Below are 19,741 nucleotides of genomic sequence, written 5' to 3' on the forward strand. Positions count from 1 at the left end.
CGTTTAGCGCAACCAGAAAAAGTACTCCCCCGTGAACCCCTGACTGCGCATGAGCGGGATACCTTTGCCACGAACTCCCCGATAAACTGCAATTTGTAACAGTCCGTTTTACAGGTTGACACTCTTAGAATATTGTTCTATAATTATACATGTTTAGTGAATAAATATAAGCAGGGTGAGAGATATGGATTTTAATTTTGACTTGGTTGTGCAGTCGTTCCCTTTGCTGTTGTTAGGCGCGGGGATTACCATCAAGATTACGGCATTGTCCGTGGCTGTTGGTATCATCATTGGTCTGTTCATGGGTATTGCCCGGATTGGCCGCATCCGGATTTTCCGCTGGATTGCGGCGGTGTATGTGGACTTCTTCCGCGGGACGCCGCTGCTCATCCAGATCTTCCTCGTCTATTTTGCCCTGCCGCTCATGACCGGTCAGCGCAGCGATCCCTATGTGGCTGCCATCAGCGCCTGCGGCCTGAACTCCGGTGCCTATGTGGCGGAAATCTTCCGCTCGGGCATCCAGTCCATCGACAAGGGGCAGATGGAAGCTGGGCGGTCGCTGGGCATGACCTGGGTGCAGACCATGCGCTATATCGTCGTGCCGCAGGCTTTCAAGCGGGTTATCCCGCAGCTGGGCAATGAGTTCATTGCCCTGCTCAAAGATTCCTCGCTGGTATCGGTTATCGGTTTTGAGGAACTCACCCGCCGTGGTCAGCTGATTATCGCCAAGACCTATGCCTCGGTGGAAATCTGGACCTGCGTGGCCATTATCTATCTCGTCATGACATTGACCATTTCCCGCTTTGTGGCATTCTTGGAGTGGAGGTTTGCAAAAGATGATCGTCATTGAAAATTTACATAAGGCCTTTGGTAAGGTGGAAGTCCTCAAAGGTGTCAATCTCCATATCAAACCGAAAGAAGTCGTGGCGCTTATTGGTCCTTCCGGTTCCGGCAAGAGTACGCTGCTGCGCTGCATGAATTATCTCGAAGAACCCACCGACGGCAAGGTCACGGTGGCTGGCACTCCGCTGGATGGCGAAGCCAATATCAACAAGGTACGCGAAGAAGTGGGCATGGTGTTCCAGCGCTTCAACCTGTTTCCGCATATGACAGCGCTTGAAAACATCATGCTGGCCCCGCTGAAGGTCAAGAAGGTCAGCAAGGAAGAGGCCAGGAAGAAGGCCGAAGAACTTCTGGCACGGGTTGGCCTGGCCGATAAGGCCGGCAACTATCCCAGCCAGCTGTCCGGTGGCCAGCAGCAGCGCGTGGCCATCGCCCGGGCATTGGCCATGGAACCGAAGGTTATGCTTTTTGACGAGCCGACTTCGGCTTTGGACCCGGAAATGGTCGGCGAAGTTCTCGACGTTATGCGCAGCCTCGCAAAAGAGGGGATGACCATGGCCATCGTCACCCATGAGATGGGCTTTGCCCGGGAAGTTGCCGACCGGGTGCTCTTCATTGACGGCGGCGGCATCTTAGAGCAGGGCACGCCCGCAGAACTCTTCGAACATCCGCAGCAGGAAAGAACCAAAAGTTTCCTCTCCAAGGTATTGTAACAGCGAAAAGATTGTGTACATTTGTATACATGTATAAGAAAACATTGACAATTCAATAAGTAACAATTATAATTGTTATTGAGCCGTCGGAAAGTTAGGCGGCAGGTTTTAAGCAACAGGAGGAATCTCAATGGTCGGTAAAGTTAAATGGTTCAGCGCTGAAAAAGGTTATGGCTTCATTGCCCGCGAGGATGGGGACGATGTGTTCGTACATTTTTCCGCAATCAATGACGAAGGCTTCAAGACTCTGAACGAAGGTCAGGAAGTTGAGTTTGAAATCGTGGAAGGTGCCCGTGGTCCGCAGGCTTCCAACGTAGTCAAAACGGCATAATTCATTTTATAACGCCATAATAACCGCTGGAGAAATCCGGCGGTTTTGTTATTTTTAAATAAAAAAGAAGGGTTTTATTCGTTGGCGGCGAATACTAAGAATATAAACCAATATAGTTGCTATTTTTACCACAGCAAAATAAGTCTGTGGCAGCATAAGAAAGGGGATGTGTCATATGGCAACATTCACTGTAAGAGGCAAGAACATCGAGATCACTCCTTCCCTGCGTGAATATGTGGAGAAGCGTGTGGGCAAGGTCACCAAGTATTTTGAAAAGGTTGGTGAGATCACAGTCCTCCTTACCGTGTCCAAGGGACGTCACATCGTAGAGGTTACGGTTCCCGTGCAGAATGGCATTCTGTTGCGCGGTGAAGAAGCCACGATGGATATGTACACGTCGATTGACTTAGTGGTAGAGAAACTGGAACGTCAGATCCATAAACAGAAAACGAAACTGGCCCGCCGTTTCCGTGGTGGCGGCTTCAAGGCAGAAGCGCTGAAGACACCGCCAATGGAAGGTCCGGCCGATGATGATGAATATCAGGTAGTCAAGACCAAGAAATTCGTGGTCAAGCCTATGGATGTACAGGAAGCCATCATGCAGATGAACCTGCTGAACCATAACTTCTTCGTCTTCCGCAACGCAGAGACGGAGGATGTGCAGGTGGTCTACAAACGCACCGATGGCAATTACGGACTGATTGAATCCGGTAACTGAATATAAAAGAAGCCTGTGGCAGATGTGATTTTGCCGCAGGCTTTTTTTATATTCAGGCAGGAATAATATCAGTTGAGCACGAAATGATAGGTAGAAATTTTATCTGCCTCAACAACGTTGTAAAGGAGGGCATCATATGAGAAAACCTGACGGCAGTATAAAAACATTGTTCATTGCCTGTATCATCATCATCACAGGCGTATTGCTCACCATTCAGACCTTCATCAATGTTGCTCAGTTTCAGGACGGCATGGAAAATCAGGTCAAGAACAGCTTAGGACAGCAGGCGACAGCCATCACGAATAAGCTGGACCAGCGTCTGATGCAGGTGGAGCAGAAAACCGCCGGCCTGGAGCTGACGGCCACCCAGCTGAAAGTCTATGATCTGGATATCCTGTACGGTATGGCCAAGGGCTATATCGAATCGGACAATCTGGTAGTGGGCAGCGGTTATTGGTTTGCACCCAATGCCTATCAGGAGGGACAGGCTTATTTTGGTCCTTATCTGATTCGTGACGGCGGCACGGTCAAGCTCACGATGGATTACAGCGATACCAGCAAGGGCTATGATTATCAGAAGGAAAAATATTACACAGAGGCCATGGCTTCGCCGGGCAAGAATATCGTCATCGGCCCCTATCATGAAGAAATTTCCGGACGCAATATGATGACCAGTGCCAGGGCTTTCTCGCAGAATGGGCATATCGATGGCGTCATCACCATCACCATGAATATCGATGAGCTCGAAGATTATGTCAAGAATATCCAGGTGGGAGATACGGGCTATGCGTTCCTCGTCACCCATGATGGTTATTACCTGGCCAGTCGCGATGACAATAAGAACATGAAGGCCAAGATAACGGAAGACAGCAATGCCGAAGTGGCCGCTATTGGGCAGAAGGCCATCAACGCGCAGGAGCTTATCTTCATGGAGACCTCTGCCTTAGGTGAGGACAGCTATATCATGATTGCGCCATTATACATTGACAATCTGAAGATTGTTCTCGTGGCGCCTGTGGCCGATTATGCCGGCCCCATCAATAAGGCCAGATACACCAGCATTGTCATGGCTATTGTCGTTATGTTGGTGCTCTGTGTGGTCCTGATTGGTGTATTCAACCGCCGGGTGGGCAATCCGATCGAACATCTGATGACGGAAGCCGGCAAGATTGCCGATGGCGACCTGCGGGGCCGTTCGAACATTGCGGCTCGTGATGAAATGGGGGCGCTCGGGGATTCGCTTAATAATATGATTGAAAACCTGCGCAAGGTTATTGGGGATGTCAACAGTATGTCGGATCAGGTGGCCGCTGCCAGTGAAGAACTGACCGCCAGCGCCGAACAGTCGGCCCAGGCTGCCCATATGGTAGCCGATAGCGTGGTCAGCATAGCCGAGGGGGCCAGTGAGCAGGCCGTCGAGGCGGGCAATATCCAGGCTACCGCCGAAGATGTTACGCAGCATGCCCAGAATATCGTGAAGGATACCAATACCGTGCTGCAGAATGCCGTGGCGGCCAAGGAAAAAATCAATGGCGGACGCCGCTCCATACAGGAGGCAGTAGCCCAGATGAATAATATCACGGCCAGCACGGACAGCATCCAGGTATCCATTGAGAAATTGAACGACAGCTCCAAGCAGATTTCGGACATTGTCCAGATGATTACGAGCATTGCCGAGCAGACGAACCTGCTGGCATTGAATGCGGCGATTGAAGCTGCCAGAGCTGGTGAGGCTGGCCGTGGGTTTGCGGTAGTGGCCGATGAAGTGCGCAAGCTGGCTGAAAGTTCCAACCAGTCTTCTCAGCAGATTGCTGATCTGGTCAAGGGAAACCTGCAGGATATGAAACTGGCGGTAGAGGCCAGTGCCAGTGGCGCCCAGAGCGTGCAGGCGGGGATTGATACCGTTCAGTCTGCGGATATCGTCTTCCAGGAAATCGTCAACGTCATTGATGACCTGACCAGACAGATCCAGCGGATTGCCAAGGGCATCGATACCATGGCCCAGGAAAATGAACAGATGCTGCAGGCTAGCGTCAATATCGCGAAGACCAGCGGCAAGAATTCGGACGAAGCCCAGTCGGTATCAGCTGCCGGACAGGAGCAGAGTGCTTCCATGCATGAGATTTCTGATGCGGCCAGAAGCCTGGCCCAGCTGGCCAGCGACCTGCAGGCTGAGATGCAGAGATTCAAACTTTAAAAGAAAATAAGGCAATATAAGGAGATGCTGAAAAGATGCGCGCTCAGATGCAGGCTTTTCAGCATCTTTTTCGCTGTTTTCCGTACCCGATGTACCCGCTAGTTTTTAGAAAATTTTTAGTCTTTAAAAGGATTTGCCTCTTTGATGTAGAAGTAAAAATACACGGATATTTATGGATTTAGGGAGATAATTATAAAAGAAGAGAGGATGGTTATTATGGGAATACGGCAAAAGTTCTATGTTTTGGCCGGTATCATCGGTGTACTCATGGCTGTCATCTCCATTATCGGCTTCTATACAGCGGATAAGAATCTGGAATCCGCTGTCGAGCAGGAACTCAAGTCGACGATGGGCGATGCTGCTTCGCAGATGGATGGCTGGCTGCAGGCCAAGGGGAGTTCGGCCCAGTACGCCGCAGATCTGATGACGGAATTCAACGGCGATGAAACCCGCCTCAAGAGCATAGCTTCGCTGGCTATCGGTGCCTCGGACAAGGAGATCTTGGATCTCAATGTGGGCATGGAGGATGGCTATTTTGCCTCCTACCGCACGCAGAACAAGAGCACAGGCACGTTAGATCCCCGTACCCGTCCCTGGTATAATGATGCCAAGAATGCCGGCAAGATGGTCTTCACTGACCCTTATGTGGATAAGAACACGGGCAAGCTCGTGGTATCGGCCGTGGCTCCGTTCAAGAAAGATGGCCAATTCTATGGTTCGATCTGCACGGATATCGATCTGGCCGTAGTGGATGCCCAGGTGGATAAGGTCAAATACCATGGTGAGGCCGGTATGGCCGCCGTAGCAGATAAGACGGGCATGATCTTAGGTGTGGGCACCGATGAAGCCATCGGTTCCAAATTTCAGGACCTGCCGGGCATTGGTAGCCGTTTTGAGGAAATGATGCAAAAGGGTGATGGTGTCTTTGTCTTTGACAGCCCCCGCGATGGCGCGATGATCTGTGGTTACACCAAGGTGCCCAGCACGGGCTGGCTTTTTGCCATGAGCGTGCCTTATGATTATGTGTTTGCCTCTGTCAGCACGCTGAAACTTGTCTATGGTGTTTTGACCGTAGTGGGGCTTATTCTGGTGCTGGCTGTCTGCTTCCAGTTCGCCCGCAGGATCACCAATCCCATCGAGGCATTGGAACGCCATGCTCGGGAGATGGCCAAGGGCAATCTGTCTCAGGATAAGCTGGCGGTTAGCTCCAGTGATGAAATCGGCTCGCTGACGCAGGCCTTCAATACCATGAGCGAGAATTTGAGCGGCCTCATCCGGCAGATGGCCACGACCTCGGAGCAGGTGGCCGCTTCATCGGAAGAGCTTACCGCCAATGCCCAGCAGTCGGCGGATGCTTCCGTGCATGTAGCAGAGACTGTGGGCGATGTGGTGGGGAATGTGGCCCAGCAGCTCAGTGATATCAGCAGTGCCAAGGACAGTGTCGATGGCGTCTACCATGATATTGCGGATATGTCTGCGCAGGCCAAGCATATCACCACGGCTTCCCAGCAGACGGCCGAAGCGGCTAAGAAGGGGGCCGACCTGATGGAAGAAGCCATCAAGAAGATGGGCGCCATCGAGCAGAGTGTGCTCTCGTCCTCGGAAGTCGTCAAGACTCTGGGCGAAAGCTCCCAGCAGATCGGGCAGATTGTCGAGGCCATTTCCTCCATCGCCCAGCAGACGAACCTCCTGTCGCTCAATGCGGCGATTGAAGCCGCCCGTGCCGGTGAGCAGGGGCGTGGCTTTGCCGTCGTCGCCGAGGAAGTACGCAAGCTGGCCGCTGAATCCCAGGAATCGGCTGAACAGATCAAAGAGCGCATTGCCTCCATTCAGAACGAGACCAACCGGGCCGTCGAGTCCATGCAGAGCGGTACGGAAGAAGTTACGCTGGGCACGAGGGCCATCCGGGATGTGGGTGAGCAGTTTGAAGATATCATGAGCAAGGTGGATTCCATCAACAGCCAGATGGAGGCTATCAATACTGCGGTATCTCAGGTATCCATTGGTGCCGAACATATCGTCACGGCTGTCGATGCCATCGACAGCATCAGCAACAAGACTTCGGACAGCATGCAGACGATTTCCTCGGCCACTGAAGAGCAATCGGCTTCCAATGAGGAGATTGCTGCCGCTTCGCAGGCGCTGGCAACGCTGGCCGGCAAGATGCAGGAAGCCGTAGGCAAGTTCCGGGTATAACCGCAGGGGAGCAGGAATAAGGTAGGAAGGAGAAGTTATTATGGGATTCGTGAGGAATTTGAAGGTGGCGCATAAGCTGGCGATTATCGGCGTGCTGGCATTCATTGCTACCGTGATTGTGGGCTGGGTAGGCTACAGTTCCATCAGGGCCGCCCAGGCGGACATGGAAGAGCTATACAATGAAGACACCATGAGTATTTACTACTGTGCCAAGGTACGGTATAACACCCGTTATTCACAGATTCAGGCCAGCCTGCAGCCGTACACCATCCAGCCAGAACGGCGGCAGGACCGGATCAAGAAATTCAATACCGCCATTGATGAAGCAGAAGAATACATGAAGAAGTATGAGGCCTTGCATGCCAATCATCCCAAGCGGGCTGAGATGGCGGCCAAGGTGCGCAAGGACTTTGATGTCTATGTGGTAAATGCCAAGAAATTGTTGGAAATGAGTGCCTATGGCGAAGGTGTGGATGAACGCGCACCGATGAACTATTATCAGGAAAATGTCATGCCGCTGGCCGTGAGCATGTCCTCAGATCTCGAAGCTGTCCAGAGCAGTAATCTGGAAAATGCGCAGCAGGGAATACAAAAAGGCAAAGAGGATATGAACTCTGCGATTTTTCGCATGACCGTGACCTGTGTGGCCATTATCGTCATCCTGACACTGGCGATCTTCTTCGTGACCAAGCAGATTACCGATCCGCTGCAGCTGGTTATCATGGTCTGCGAGAAGCTTTCCCGCGGTGACTTCCGCACGGGCGGCAAGATTGGTACCATCGAGCGCGGCGATGAATTTGGCCGTATGGAAGCGGCAGTGCGTGATATGCGCATTACCGTCAACAACCTCATCAAGAAGGTCATCACCTCCACCGAGCAGCTGGCAGCTTCCTCGCAGGAGCTGACGGCCACGGCCCATCAGTCGGCTCTGGCTTCCGAGCAGGTGGCTCAGCGTGTTACGAGCTCTGCCGGTGCAGTCATTGAGCAGCAGAAGGATGTTGAGGAAGCGATGGACTCCATCGACAATACCATGCACTCCATCGATAATCTCAACCAGACGGCCAGTGAGGTCACGGCCAATGTTACGGAATCCCATAAGCAGGCGCAGGATGGCAGCAGTGCCATCGGTCATGCTGTCGATAAGATTGTCAGCGTCGAAGAAATTGTCAACAGTTCCACGATTACCGTGGATAAGCTCGGTCAGCGTTCCCAGGAAATCGGTCAGATCGTCGAGACAATCTCGGGGATCGCCGAGCAGACCAATCTTTTGGCGCTCAACGCTGCTATCGAAGCAGCCCGTGCCGGTGAGCATGGCCGGGGCTTTGCGGTGGTAGCAGATGAAGTCCGTAAGCTTGCCGAGGAGTCGCAGAATGCCGCCAAACGCATTACCGACCTTATCGGTGCCATCCAGCATGATACCACGGATGCAGTCAATTCCATGCAGAAGGGCAATACCGCTGTCAAGGAAGGCACGGAATCCGTCAGCCAGCTCAAGGCGGCCTTTGATAAGATCCTCGAAGCTTCTGATGCTGTGGCCGATAAGGCTCATGGTATGAGCGGCGACCTCAAGATTGTATCCGACGATACGGAAAATGTCCGTAACCGTTCCAGCAAGATTTCTGAGAACAGCCGCCGGGTGGCAGCCGATATGGAAAGCGTTTCGGCAGCTGCCGAAGAGCAGTCCGCCGCCGCCGAAGAAATCGCTTCGGCCAGTGAAGCGCTGGCGCAGCTCGCACACGGCTTGCAGACGGCTGTGGGTGAATTCAAGGTATGATCACCTCCATGTGACACAATATGAAAGGCGGTGGCCACAATTGCGGCCACCGCTTTTCAGCTGCTTTTCTTCAGATTGTATTGGCTGCTCCCAGCTCGACATGGATAGGAACCGTGGATTGTTTGGCCAGCGGCAGGGTCAGGGCAATGATGATTTCGGTGCCCTGACCGTCTTCGGTGTTGATGCTTAGAGTACCATGGAAGAGGTCTATCAGATGCTTGGTAATGGCCAGACTTTTTTCCGGGCCTTCCAGACGGAAGAGCTGATTCCAATCGCTTTCCTTGAGGATTAGTTCCTTGACTTCAGGGGGCATTATTGCATCAGAATTGCGGATGCGCAGTTCATAATCAGCGTAAAGCTGGAAGTGGTGATGACTAAAAGCCGCTGATTCCTCGTGATAGGCAAAGCCCTTCTGTGCCAGCGTGACGGCGATGCTGCCGCCGACAGGTGTGAACATATAGGCCAGACTGATGAGATTCAGCAGGATGCGCTGCAGGCGGTTCTTATCGCAGTAGACGTAGGGATTTTCAAGCTTTGCGGTATAGACCATGAAATCGATGTTCTTGTCCTGCATCTGTTCCGTGAAGATATCCTTGACCTGTTTGAGGTTGTAGCGGATATCGGTGGGCACCGGATACAGTTTCAAGGTACTGTCCTGAATGCGGTCTACATGTTCCATTTCCCTGACCAGATGGAGGAAATAATGGCTGATGGAATCGGTATGGACAATGCATTCGTAGAGTCCGTTCAGAGCCTCATGGGGACAGCTGGCGGCATTGTTTTTATAGTGTTCGCCGTTTTCCCGCGCCAGATCCACATAACTCATGATGGCGTTCATGGTCAGGCTGATGTCATGGGTCATGTTCGACAGGTAAGCTCCACGAGTGCGGCTGGCCATCTGCTGGGCGATGACCGCCTTGTTCATCGCATGTTCCCGCTTGCGCATGGTGGTGAAGATATCGGCCATGAACAAAAGGATCAATAGCATAAGTATGATCTGGATCATACTGCTTTGCGTGAGCATCTCGCGGACAGGTGCATAGCCGCCCATCTGTGCGAGCGGAATCCTTGTGACCATGACCTGTCGCAGCCAGAGGGCTGTGGAAAAGAAGTTCAGGAACAGGAGCACGGTACACAGGGAGAAGGACCTGCCAAAGCGTCCCTTTTGGTCATGCTTGAAGACATACCAGTAATAGATAAGGCCCAGCACGCTCCAGACGGCCAGCAGCAGGTAAGATTCTGTATCCAGCGTGCTGCCGAGCAGCAGATCTGGGACGATGGGGCAGAAGAAAAAGAACAGGGAGAGCACAAGACCGGTAATCCCCATGAATCTGCCGCCGGTATCCTGCGCAGCCTTTGCTTCCCGGTAGCGGCACAACGAGATATAGGCATAGGCGATGGAGCCGCTGATGGTGATGGCATCCACGAGCCAGACAATGGCCGTGCGGCCGAGAAACGGAATGGGCAAAGAGACCAAAAGGATCAGGAACACGGTCTTGCGGGGCGTGCCATCTTCGGCCTGACTGGCAAAGACAGCAGGCAGCAGCTCATCTTTGGCCATGGCCTGCAGCAGGAAGGAACAGCCCCGGTAGAGGCCGTTTATGCCTGTGAAGATACCCGCCAGCACGGTTGCGGCCAGCAGGGCCATACCGCCCTGGCCCAGCAAGGCATCAACCCCGTGGAAGACGGGCAGGGCATCAAAGCCGTGCAGGTGACTAAGCGAGCTGATATACTCGTGCCAGGTGGCAAATTCAGCGGGACTGCCCATGACCGCAATGGCAATGGGCAGGCTGTAGGCCAGGAAGGTGGCGATGACAGCGCCCACGATGATGGGAAAGATGCGCTGGATGGGAAAGCGGAATTCCTCACCGCCATGGGTGATGGATTCAAAGCCGAAGAACATCCAGGGAGTCACCATCAGCATACTGAAAATCTGCAGAAATGGCGTGCCGCCGATATCCGGGTTGAAGGCCGGATAGAAACTGGCATGGCGGGGACTCATGGCCAGAACGCCACTAAAGAGCAGGAGGATGCCAATGAAAAGCAGTAGGGCCATCAGGGTGTTGACGGGGCGTTTGGCCTTGCCCGCAAAGGCGGAAAAGCAGCCAAAGGCCATCAGCACCAGCCAGGTGGTGATGATTTCGCCCAGGTAAACATCGAAGCCGGCCAGCTGATAATGGAAGCCCCATTGCAGCACGCTACCAAAGTAGAAGCGCACGAGCACCACCACGGCAGTTGCATTGGCCCAGATGATGGACAGGTAGGTGACAATGAGCGCCCAGGCCACGAGAAAGGCGTGGTCATGGCCCATCGCCTCCCGCACATAGGCGAAGAAGCCGCCGTTATCACGGTATTTCTGCGCCAGCTTGCAGAAGTTGGCCCCGATGATCAGCATGGCGGCACTGCCCAGGGCGATGGCGATGATACTGCCCACGGGGCCGGCATGAGATAAAAAGAGGTTGCCCGGCATCATGAAGGCCCCCCAGCCCACGGCACAACCGAAGGACAGACCCCAGACGTTCAGGGGATAGAGTAGCCGCACATTGGTGTTTTCACTATCTTTGCTCGTGTTCATAAGCATCTCTCCTTTATCCTTCTGCCAGCGGTCCTGTGCCTGCCCAGGCAGGTTCCGTGGCTGCAAGTGGCAGAGACAGTGTAACGACGATATCCTTGCCCACACTCTGTCCGGGGGCAGTGGTTACTTTGATGGTGCCGCCCAGCAGGGTGATAAGTCCCTTGGCGATGCAGAGTCCGCCGAGACCTGTGTCTTCGATTTCGAAGGGTTCGGCCAGATGGGCGATGATGTCCGGGGGCATATTGGCCGCCGAATCATTGATATGGATTTCGTAGCTGGCCCCGGGGACAGCCTGTCCCTGATAATTTACGGTGGCCGGGCCGGTCTCGAGCAATGTCACCATGACACCGCCCCCATTGGGGGTGAATTCGCAGGCGTTGCTGACCAGATTGATGAGGGCGCGCTCCAGGCGTTGACCGTCACAGAGCACATCCGGGTGTGGCAGGTCGATGGGGTAGACTTCGAAGAAGATGTTCTTGGCCTGCATCTGCAGGGCAAAGATATCCTTGATATGCTGCAAGGTGTGCCGCCAATCCATACGGGCAAAATCCAAGGGTATTTTGCCCGTATCTATATCGCCCATATTCATATTGCGTTTATCGAGCATGCTGTTGATGAGCTGCATGAGGTACTGGCTGTGGTTATCCAACTGTCCGAGACAGTTGGATAACCGGTCGGGAATGCGGTTAGGGCAGTTATCCACAGGGCAGGCGGAACAGATAGTACAGTTTTCAAGGGAATGATGCACGGAGGTCTGGGCCGCTTCCATGGGAATGCGGATATCATGGGCCAGATTGCGCAAATAGGTGTTCTGGGCATGATTGATTTCATGCTGATGGCGCAGTGAATGGATCATCCTGCGTTCGCGCCGCTTCAGCGTGATGAAGATATTGGTCATGAGCAGCAGGATGATCATGATCATGACCATCTGTACCATATTGTCAGTGGCCAGCACGCTATAATCGGTGGTGGAATCACCGGAAACGGATTCGCGCAGCCGCCGTTCCATGACCTGCTGCAGCCAGAGGCTGGTGGAGAAGAAGTTCAGAAAGAGGATCATGATGCACATGGAAGTGCTGTGGCCGAAGCGGTCATGACTGTCGTATTTGAATACATACCAATAATAGATGAAGCCCAGGATGCTCCAGACGGAGAGCATGAGATAGGATTCCGTTTCCAGAGAGCCGCCTAAGAGCAGTCCCGGCAGCAGTGGACAGAAGAAGAACAGGCAGGAAATAAATACACCGAACAGGCCCAGATACTGGCCACGCTGGCTGCCTTCTCTTTTGGCCAACAGATAGGCACAGTAGGAAGCATAGCCATAAGCGACAGAACCAACTACGGTAATGACATCGCAGAGCCAGACAATGGATACGCGTCCCAGGAAGGGAATCAACAGGGAAATGAGCATCACAAAGATAATGGCATTGCGGGGCGTTTCATCGGCGGCCCGCTTATTGAACCAGGCAGGCAGTATTTCGCATCTGGCCATGAAATGCAGCAGACGCCCGCAGGTGCGGTAAAACCCCATCAGGCTGGTGATGATGGCGCAATCGATGGACAGAAAGAGAAAAATCAGTCCATCTGCCCCGAATACCGCATACACACTATGGAAAACCGGCAGCCCGGCCAGACCTTCGAGATTTGGGCGCTGGGCGATATAGCTTGTCCAGGAGGAAAATTCCGGCGGAATGGACATAATGGCCATGGCAGCCAGCAGAATGTAGATAAGGCCGCCGCTGAGTACGGCCGTTATGATGATGGGAAAGAGTTTTTTGCTGGGAAAATTAAAATCGTCACAGGCATGGGTAACGGCTTCAAAGCCGAAGAACATCCAGGGAGCCAGCATTACCATGCTGAAGACCTGCATGGCGGGATTGGTATAGGTTTGGAAGGCCGGCTTGAATACGCTCGTACCTACCTGACTGAACATGGCTGCGAACAGGATAATGACAGACATGAAAAAGAGGATGGCGCAAAAGGTGTTCAAATAGCGGGCCAGCTTGCCGCTATAGCAGGTGAACAGACCGAAGACGATAATGAACATCCAGACCGCCAGTACCTCACCAAAGTAGATGTCAAAGCCGGCAATGCTGTAGAGATAGCCCCAGGAGAGGATATCCCCGATAAGGAAGCGGAATAGCAGAACATTGGCGGTGGCGTTGGCCCAGAGGATGGAAAGATAGGCAATCAGGAGAATCCAGGCCGCCAGGAAGGCGTGGTCATGGCCGATGATGTTGCGGACATAGGCCACGATGCCGCCGTCGTCATGGTATTTTTCGGCCAGCCGGCAGAAATTGGCGCCGATAACCAGAAGCAGCGCCGTACTGATGCCCATGGCCAGTATGGTCCCCAGCGGCCCTGCCGTGGGGATGAAGAGATTGGCCGGCACCATAAAAGCACCCCAGCCCACAGCACAGCCCAGGGAAAGAGCCCAGACATGGATGGGGGAGAGCAAATGAGACGAATCGCGATTAACCATTTATAACAACGCTCCTTCCAATGATTTGAGCATACAGACAAAAATATATTTTTGCATAATTTCGCTTTTAAAGTCGAAAATTCCTTCCATAAACGAAAAAAAGCCTTCCCCATTGGGGAAGGCTATATTATTATCGTGCAATCTTGCAGATTGCGTCGGGAATGCTAAGCAGAGGCAGCTGCTGTTGTACGGCGCCCATTTCAAAGGCAGCCTTGGGCATGCCGTAGACAGTGGAGCTGGCGGCATCCTGGCCGATGGTGGGGGAGCCGAGCTGGCGCATCTTGAGGAGACCTGCAGCGCCATCCTTGCCAATACCCGTGAGGATGATTCCCATGGCATGATTGCCGGCCACGTCGGCCACGCTGTCAAAGAGTACGTCAACGGACGGACATACACTGTGTACCGGCGGCCCGGGCTTGCATTCGAGCATATAGCGCGTGCCCATGCGGGAGATGGTCATATGCTTGGCACCCGGAGCGATGTAGACGTGATTGGGCAGCACCACATCACCGCTGACGGCTTCCTTGACGGTCAGCCGGCTTTCCGTATTGAGGCGCTCGGAAAACAGCTTGGAGAACATCGGCGGGATATGCTGGACGATGACGATGCCCGGCAGGGGCGGTTCGAGTTTCGTGATTATGGCAGACAGGGCCTCGGTGCCGCCGGTGGAGGCGCCGATGGCAATCAGGTCGATATGGGCCGCGTTGGGAGGTACGTTGATCATGGGCTCGATGGGAGACGGCGCCGGTTTGGGCGGTGGAGGCGGCTGCACCGGCCGGGAGGCGCGCCAGATTTCCCGGGTGACCACGGCCCCGCCGCCGATATCCCCCGGGGGGGTGACGGCGGCCGTACCATTCTTGCTCTGGGAAACCAGCAATGTGCGCATCAGGTTATTCAGGAACGGCTCCATAGGCTGGCCTACGGAGGGTTTTTTCAGATAATGGGCGGCACCGAGGATCTTGGCGGCTTTTTCGCCGCTTTCCAGGATGCCATAAGTGATGATGGGTACCTGAGAATACTTTTTCGCCAGCAGTGGCAGAAACTTCTCCTGATTGACCATCAGGGAGCCCAGGGCAAAGTTCAGGACGATGATATCGGGCTTGAACACAGCCATCTTGTCCAGGGCTTCGGCCGGCTGGCCAGCGTGTTCCACGAGGCTGCCGCTGGGGAGACGCTTCGTAAGCTCTTGCACCAGAGTGTTTTGAAACATTATGGAGTTGTCAATGGCAAACACCCGTAAGTTTCGCATAAGCTCCTCCAGAAAAAGATATAACTACTCTCATCTGTACCTTATTCCACCATTGTATCATAAAATCCTGCTCGCAGGTAGCCGATTTTGCGTATCAATTGACTTATGCAGGCTTCTTTGTTAATATTGATAAGTGAGTTTATAATTAATGTTAGGAGTGATTTTGTTTGCTGGGATTTCTCAAAAGATTCTTAGGCGACAATAACGATAAAGAGATTGCCCGTTATCGCGAGGTTGTCGAAAAAATCAATGCCTTGGAGCCGCAGATGGCAAACCTCACGGACGACAAACTGGTGGGGTATACGGGTAAGTTCAAAGAGCGTCTGGCAAATGGCGAAACCTTGGACGATCTGCTGCCGGAAGCCTTCGCGGTCGTGCGTGAAGCTTCCCGTCGTACCCTGGGGATGCGTCACTTCGATGTGCAGATGATTGGCGGTATGTGCCTGCACGAAGGCCGCATTGCTGAGATGCGTACTGGTGAAGGCAAGACACTCGTGGCTACGTTGCCGGTTTACCTCAATGCCCTGACCGGCAAAGGCGTGCATGTGATTACGGTCAATGACTATCTGGCTCGCCGCGACAGCGAGGAAATGGGGCGTCTGTACCGCTTCTTAGGTCTGACCGTCGGCCTCGTCATCCATGATATGGATTTCCCGGAACGTAAGTATGCCTATAGCTGCGATGTGACTTTCGGTACGAATAACGAATTCGGTTTTGACTATCTGCGCGACAACATGGTCATCTATCCGGATCAGATGGTACAGCGGGAACTGAACTTTGCCATCGTCGATGAGGTGGACTCCATCCTGATTGATGAAGCCCGTACGCCGCTGATCATTTCTGGCCCGGGCGCCAAGTCCACAGATATGTACGCGACGATGGCCCGCGCCGTGGCCACCCTCAAAGAAGGCGTGGACTATACGGTGGATGAGAAGCAGAAGACCGTGGCTCCGGCCGATGAGGTCGTGCCCAAGATTGAAAAGATGCTCGGCATCACCAATCTTTATGCACCGGAAAACATCGAGCTGTCCCATTGTTTTACGGCAGCTCTGCGCGCTAAGGCACTCATGAAGCGCGACCGCGACTATGTCGTGCGCGATGATGAGGTCATCATCGTCGATGAGTTCACGGGCCGCCTGATGGAAGGCCGCCGTTATTCCGATGGCCTGCACCAGGCTATCGAAGCCAAAGAAGGCGTGAAGATCCAGCGCGAATCCCAGACACTGGCGACGATCACCTTCCAGAACTACTTCCGTATGTACAACAAGCTGGCCGGTATGACCGGTACGGCCAAGACCGAGGAAGACGAGTTCCTGAAGATCTACAATCTGCCCGTTATCGTGGTGCCGACCAACAAGCCGGTACAGCGTGTGGACTATCCAGACCTGATTTACAAGAACAAGGCAGCCAAGTACCGCGCCGTAGGCAAGTTCGTCAAGGAACTGCATGAGAAGGGGCAGCCGGTGCTGATTGGTACGACTTCCATCACGCAGTCGGAAGAACTCAGCAATGTGCTCAAGAAGAACGGCATTCCCCATAGCGTGCTCAATGCCAAGTTCCATGAGAAGGAAGCAGAGATCATCGCAGATGCAGGCCAGAAGGGCGCCGTGACCATCGCCACCAATATGGCAGGTCGTGGTACGGATATCAAGCTCGGCGAGGGCGTGCCGGAACTCGGCGGCCTCTACATCGTCGGTACGGAGCGTCATGAATCCCGCCGCATCGATAACCAGCTGCGCGGCCGTTCCGGCCGTCAGGGTGACCCGGGTGCGTCCCGCTTCTTCCTGTCCCTCGAAGATGACCTCTTGCGTCTCTTCGCTTCGGACCGCATTGCGGGCATGATGGACAAGCTGGGTATGGAAGAGGATGAGCCGATTGAACATCGCATCATCACCAACTCCATCGAACATGCCCAGAAGAAGGTTGAAGCCCGTAACTTCGACATCCGCAAGCACGTGCTCGAATACGATGATGTTATGAACCAGCAGCGCGAAGTCATGTACGGTGAGCGCCGTAAAATCCTGCTCGGCGAGAACCTGCGCGAAAACATCATGGGCATGGTGAATCACATCATCAAGGATGAGATGAACCAGTATGCCAATGAACAGCTCTATCCGGAAGAATGGCAGCTCGATGGCCTGATTGAAGATGCCGAGAAGATCTACGCACCGGCAGGCCTGCTGAAGAAGGAAGAGCTCGTGGAGCTCAGCCGCGACGAACTCAAGGAAAAACTCGAAAAGACCGCCGAAGATGGCTATCATCAGCGCGAACTGCTCTTCGGCGAAGAGAACATGCGCGAACTCGAGAAGGTTGTCATGCTGCGCGTCGTAGACAGCAAGTGGATGGAACATCTCGACCATATGGATATGCTGCGTGACGGTATCAATCTGCGCGCCTATGGCCAGCGCAATCCGCTCGTGGAATACAAGATTGAGGCTCTCGATATGTTCGAGGAAATGGAAAGCGCCATCATGGACCAGATTGCCAGCCTCATGTATCATGTGAGCATCGTGACGCCGGAACAGCAGGCCGCTGAGGAGGCCGGTGAGCCGGTAGAAGCCAGCGTGACGCAGAAGCAGAAGATGGAAGAGACAATCAAGCAGCAGCGCTCCCAGCTCTCTGATCATCTGAATACGGCCCAGGCCAGCCATGGCGACGAAGTCAGCACGGCCACGGCCAAGAAGGCTCAGGCGGCAGACAAAGTGGGGCGCAACGATCCCTGCCCCTGCGGCAGCGGCAAGAAATACAAGAACTGCTGCGGACGTAATAAGTAAGAAAGGTGTAAAGAATGCTTGAAGATTTGAAACCCCGCTTAGGCGAACTCAAGGAAAAGCTCGACCATATGGGCGAAGCCTTGGAAATTCCCCGCAAGGAAGAAAAAATCGCCGAGCTGGAATATAAGATGGGCGAGCCCACGTTCTGGGATGATGCGGAAGCTGCCCAGAAACTCAATCAGGAACTGGCGGATCTAAAATCCGGCGTGGATAAGTATAAAGCTCTCGTGGCTAAGCACGAGGATGCCGAAACCCTGCTGGAAATGGGGCTTGAAGAGGACGATCCCAGCATGGAAGATGACGTCAAGGCAGAACTCGACGAAGTGGCTGAAGGCCTTGAAGCCCTGCAGCTCGAAGTCCTGCTCTCCGGTCCCTATGATGCCAACAACGCCATCCTGACGCTGCATGCTGGTGCGGGCGGAACGGAGGCCCAGGACTGGACGCAGATGCTGTTGCGCATGTATGGCCGCTGGGCTGAACGCCATGGCTTCACCGTGGAGACGGCAGATCTGCTGCCCGGTGATGAAGCAGGCGTCAAATCCGCGACGCTGTTCATCAAAGGCCATAATGCCTATGGCTTCCTGAAGTCGGAAAAGGGCGTACACCGCCTCGTGCGCATCTCGCCGTTTGATGCCAATGCCCGCCGTCATACGTCGTTCTCGGCCTGCGATATCATGCCGGAAATCGATGATACGGTGGAAGTGGAAATCAATATGGCCGATGTGCGTGTGGATACCTACCGCGCCTCCGGTGCCGGCGGTCAGCACATCAACAAGACTTCTTCGGCCGTGCGTATGACACATGAGCCGACCGGCATCGTGGTACAGTGCCAGAACGAACGTTCCCAGCTGCAGAATCGCGAACAGTGCATGAAGATGCTGCGCGCCAAGCTCTTTGAGCTGGAAATGGAGAAGAAGGAAGCCGAGCTGGCCAAGCTCGAGGGTGACCAGCAGAATATCGAATGGGGCAGCCAGATCCGCTCCTATGTATTCCAGCCCTATACGATGGTCAAGGACCACCGCACGAGCCAGGAAACCGGCAACGTGCAGGCTGTGATGGATGGCGATATCGATCCTTTCATCCGGGCATTCCTGGCGGCCAAGGCCAATCATGAAATTTAATTAGTTCTTTACGGAGTCAGGATGCAACAAGCTCCTGACTCCTTCTTATGGGGGAGGCACTGATTTTGCGAAAGGGCTTGACTATTGCAGGTGCTTTATTCATAATTATAATCGTGTTCAGCGAGACGGTGCTGCCCTGGCTGGCCCAGGAGACACTGCAGACGCGCATGAGCGAGCGGCTGGCCACCCATGATACCCAGGTGTCCGTAGACAGCCGTCCGGGAATATTGCTGGCCATGGGGGTGGCTCAACATGTTCATGGTGTAGCCCATCAGGCCAAGGTCGGACAGGTATACTTCCGGGAACTCAGCCTGACTGGTGAGAACGTGCGCCTCAATGTCGGCGATCTGCTGACTGCGGGCAAGGTGGCGATGAAATCTGCCGATGAACTTACCCTGACTGGTTCCATCGATGAGGAGAACCTGCGGGAGGTTTTGGCCCGCAAGCTGGACAAGGTGGAAAATGTGCAGGTGACTATCGAGCCTGCGGGCATCATGGTCACGGCGAATGCGAAAATCTTTGGCCGGACCGTGGATATTGACCTGGAAGGCAATGTGGTGGAAGATGCCGGTTCTCTGTATTTTCAGATGACGCATCTGGCCCTGAAGAACAGCCGTTTGGGTACGGCCAAACTGAATGATATGTTTGGCAATATCCAGCTGGCAGCGCCGGGCAGGCTCCCCATGGGAATGCAGTTCCAAAGTGTCCGGCAGACACGGGGAGCCATCGTCATTACGGCTGGCTTAGATAATGTGGAATAAGGTGGAA

At 53.8% G+C, this 19,741-nt stretch carries 13 protein-coding genes; 10 read left to right on the top strand and 3 right to left on the bottom strand.

Annotated elements, in window-relative coordinates; genetic code table 11:
* Positions 1 to 184: 184 nt before the first annotated feature.
* From BLQ59_RS05005 to BLQ59_RS05035, 7 genes are all read left to right on the top strand, one after another.
* Positions 185 to 850, top strand: a complete 666-nt coding sequence (locus BLQ59_RS05005; protein WP_074571824.1) for an amino acid ABC transporter permease — start codon at positions 185 to 187, stop codon at positions 848 to 850.
* Positions 837 to 1,556 (top strand): amino acid ABC transporter ATP-binding protein, encoded by a 720-nt coding sequence (locus BLQ59_RS05010; protein WP_014425365.1) that lies wholly within the window; start codon positions 837 to 839, stop codon positions 1,554 to 1,556. The genes BLQ59_RS05005 and BLQ59_RS05010 overlap by 14 nt, the downstream gene beginning before the upstream one ends.
* Positions 1,557 to 1,686: 130 nt before the next feature.
* Positions 1,687 to 1,887, top strand: coding sequence for a cold shock domain-containing protein (locus BLQ59_RS05015; RefSeq protein ID WP_014425364.1), 201 nt, complete (start codon positions 1,687 to 1,689; stop codon positions 1,885 to 1,887).
* Positions 1,888 to 2,062: 175 nt separating this feature from the next.
* Positions 2,063 to 2,605, top strand: coding sequence for a ribosome hibernation-promoting factor, HPF/YfiA family (gene hpf / locus BLQ59_RS05020; RefSeq protein ID WP_074571825.1), 543 nt, complete (start codon positions 2,063 to 2,065; stop codon positions 2,603 to 2,605).
* 136 nt (positions 2,606 to 2,741) lie between these two features.
* Complete coding sequence (locus BLQ59_RS05025) at positions 2,742 to 4,802, top strand: methyl-accepting chemotaxis protein (protein WP_074571826.1); 2,061 nt, start codon at positions 2,742 to 2,744, stop codon at positions 4,800 to 4,802.
* A 216-nt stretch (positions 4,803 to 5,018) separates the two neighbouring features.
* Complete coding sequence (locus BLQ59_RS05030) at positions 5,019 to 6,998, top strand: methyl-accepting chemotaxis protein (protein ID WP_074571827.1); 1,980 nt, start codon at positions 5,019 to 5,021, stop codon at positions 6,996 to 6,998.
* Positions 6,999 to 7,038: 40 nt separating this feature from the next.
* The gene (locus BLQ59_RS05035; protein WP_074571828.1) at positions 7,039 to 8,772 is read left to right on the top strand and encodes a methyl-accepting chemotaxis protein; all 1,734 of its coding nucleotides are present in this window, start codon (positions 7,039 to 7,041) and stop codon (positions 8,770 to 8,772) included.
* 70 nt (positions 8,773 to 8,842) lie between these two features.
* Here the strand turns inward: BLQ59_RS05035 and BLQ59_RS05040 are convergent, their stop codons facing one another.
* From BLQ59_RS05040 to BLQ59_RS05050, 3 genes are all read right to left on the bottom strand, one after another.
* The gene (locus tag BLQ59_RS05040; protein ID WP_074571829.1) at positions 8,843 to 11,347 is read right to left on the bottom strand and encodes an amino acid permease; all 2,505 of its coding nucleotides are present in this window, start codon (positions 11,345 to 11,347) and stop codon (positions 8,843 to 8,845) included.
* A gap of 13 nt (positions 11,348 to 11,360) precedes the next feature.
* Positions 11,361 to 13,829, bottom strand: a complete 2,469-nt coding sequence (locus BLQ59_RS05045; RefSeq protein WP_074571830.1) for an amino acid permease — start codon at positions 13,827 to 13,829, stop codon at positions 11,361 to 11,363.
* A gap of 130 nt (positions 13,830 to 13,959) precedes the next feature.
* Positions 13,960 to 15,078, bottom strand: coding sequence for a chemotaxis protein CheB (locus tag BLQ59_RS05050; protein ID WP_074571831.1), 1,119 nt, complete (start codon positions 15,076 to 15,078; stop codon positions 13,960 to 13,962).
* A 167-nt stretch (positions 15,079 to 15,245) separates the two neighbouring features.
* Here BLQ59_RS05050 and secA point away from each other — a divergent pair, with 167 nt between their 5' ends.
* The 3 genes from secA to BLQ59_RS05065 all read left to right on the top strand — a co-directional run bounded on the left by secA (position 15,246) and on the right by BLQ59_RS05065 (position 19,734).
* The gene (gene secA / locus BLQ59_RS05055; RefSeq protein WP_074571832.1) at positions 15,246 to 17,852 is read left to right on the top strand and encodes a preprotein translocase subunit SecA; all 2,607 of its coding nucleotides are present in this window, start codon (positions 15,246 to 15,248) and stop codon (positions 17,850 to 17,852) included.
* 14 nt (positions 17,853 to 17,866) lie between these two features.
* Complete coding sequence (prfB, locus tag BLQ59_RS05060) at positions 17,867 to 18,973, top strand: peptide chain release factor 2 (protein ID WP_074571833.1); 1,107 nt, start codon at positions 17,867 to 17,869, stop codon at positions 18,971 to 18,973.
* A 65-nt stretch (positions 18,974 to 19,038) separates the two neighbouring features.
* A complete protein-coding gene (locus BLQ59_RS05065) occupies positions 19,039 to 19,734 on the top strand; it encodes an LmeA family phospholipid-binding protein (RefSeq protein WP_176756734.1) in 696 nt (231 codons plus the stop codon).
* Positions 19,735 to 19,741: the final 7 nt, after the last annotated feature.

The organism is Pseudoselenomonas ruminantium (genome assembly GCF_900104055.1).
Classification (GTDB): domain Bacteria; phylum Bacillota; class Negativicutes; order Selenomonadales; family Selenomonadaceae; genus Selenomonas_A; species Selenomonas_A ruminantium_C.

Coding starts and splice junctions, on each gene's coding strand:
- prfB (WP_074571833.1), top strand. CDS start 17,867: ATGCTTGAAGATTTGAAACCCCGCTTAGGCGAACTCAAGGAAAAGCTC.
- BLQ59_RS05040 (WP_074571829.1), bottom strand. CDS start 11,347: ATGAACACGAGCAAAGATAGTGAAAACACCAATGTGCGGCTACTCTAT.
- BLQ59_RS05050 (WP_074571831.1), bottom strand. CDS start 15,078: ATGCGAAACTTACGGGTGTTTGCCATTGACAACTCCATAATGTTTCAA.
- BLQ59_RS05005 (WP_074571824.1), top strand. CDS start 185: ATGGATTTTAATTTTGACTTGGTTGTGCAGTCGTTCCCTTTGCTGTTG.
- BLQ59_RS05045 (WP_074571830.1), bottom strand. CDS start 13,829: ATGGTTAATCGCGATTCGTCTCATTTGCTCTCCCCCATCCATGTCTGG.
- hpf (WP_074571825.1), top strand. CDS start 2,063: ATGGCAACATTCACTGTAAGAGGCAAGAACATCGAGATCACTCCTTCC.
- BLQ59_RS05035 (WP_074571828.1), top strand. CDS start 7,039: ATGGGATTCGTGAGGAATTTGAAGGTGGCGCATAAGCTGGCGATTATC.
- BLQ59_RS05030 (WP_074571827.1), top strand. CDS start 5,019: ATGGGAATACGGCAAAAGTTCTATGTTTTGGCCGGTATCATCGGTGTA.
- BLQ59_RS05010 (WP_014425365.1), top strand. CDS start 837: ATGATCGTCATTGAAAATTTACATAAGGCCTTTGGTAAGGTGGAAGTC.
- BLQ59_RS05015 (WP_014425364.1), top strand. CDS start 1,687: ATGGTCGGTAAAGTTAAATGGTTCAGCGCTGAAAAAGGTTATGGCTTC.
- BLQ59_RS05025 (WP_074571826.1), top strand. CDS start 2,742: ATGAGAAAACCTGACGGCAGTATAAAAACATTGTTCATTGCCTGTATC.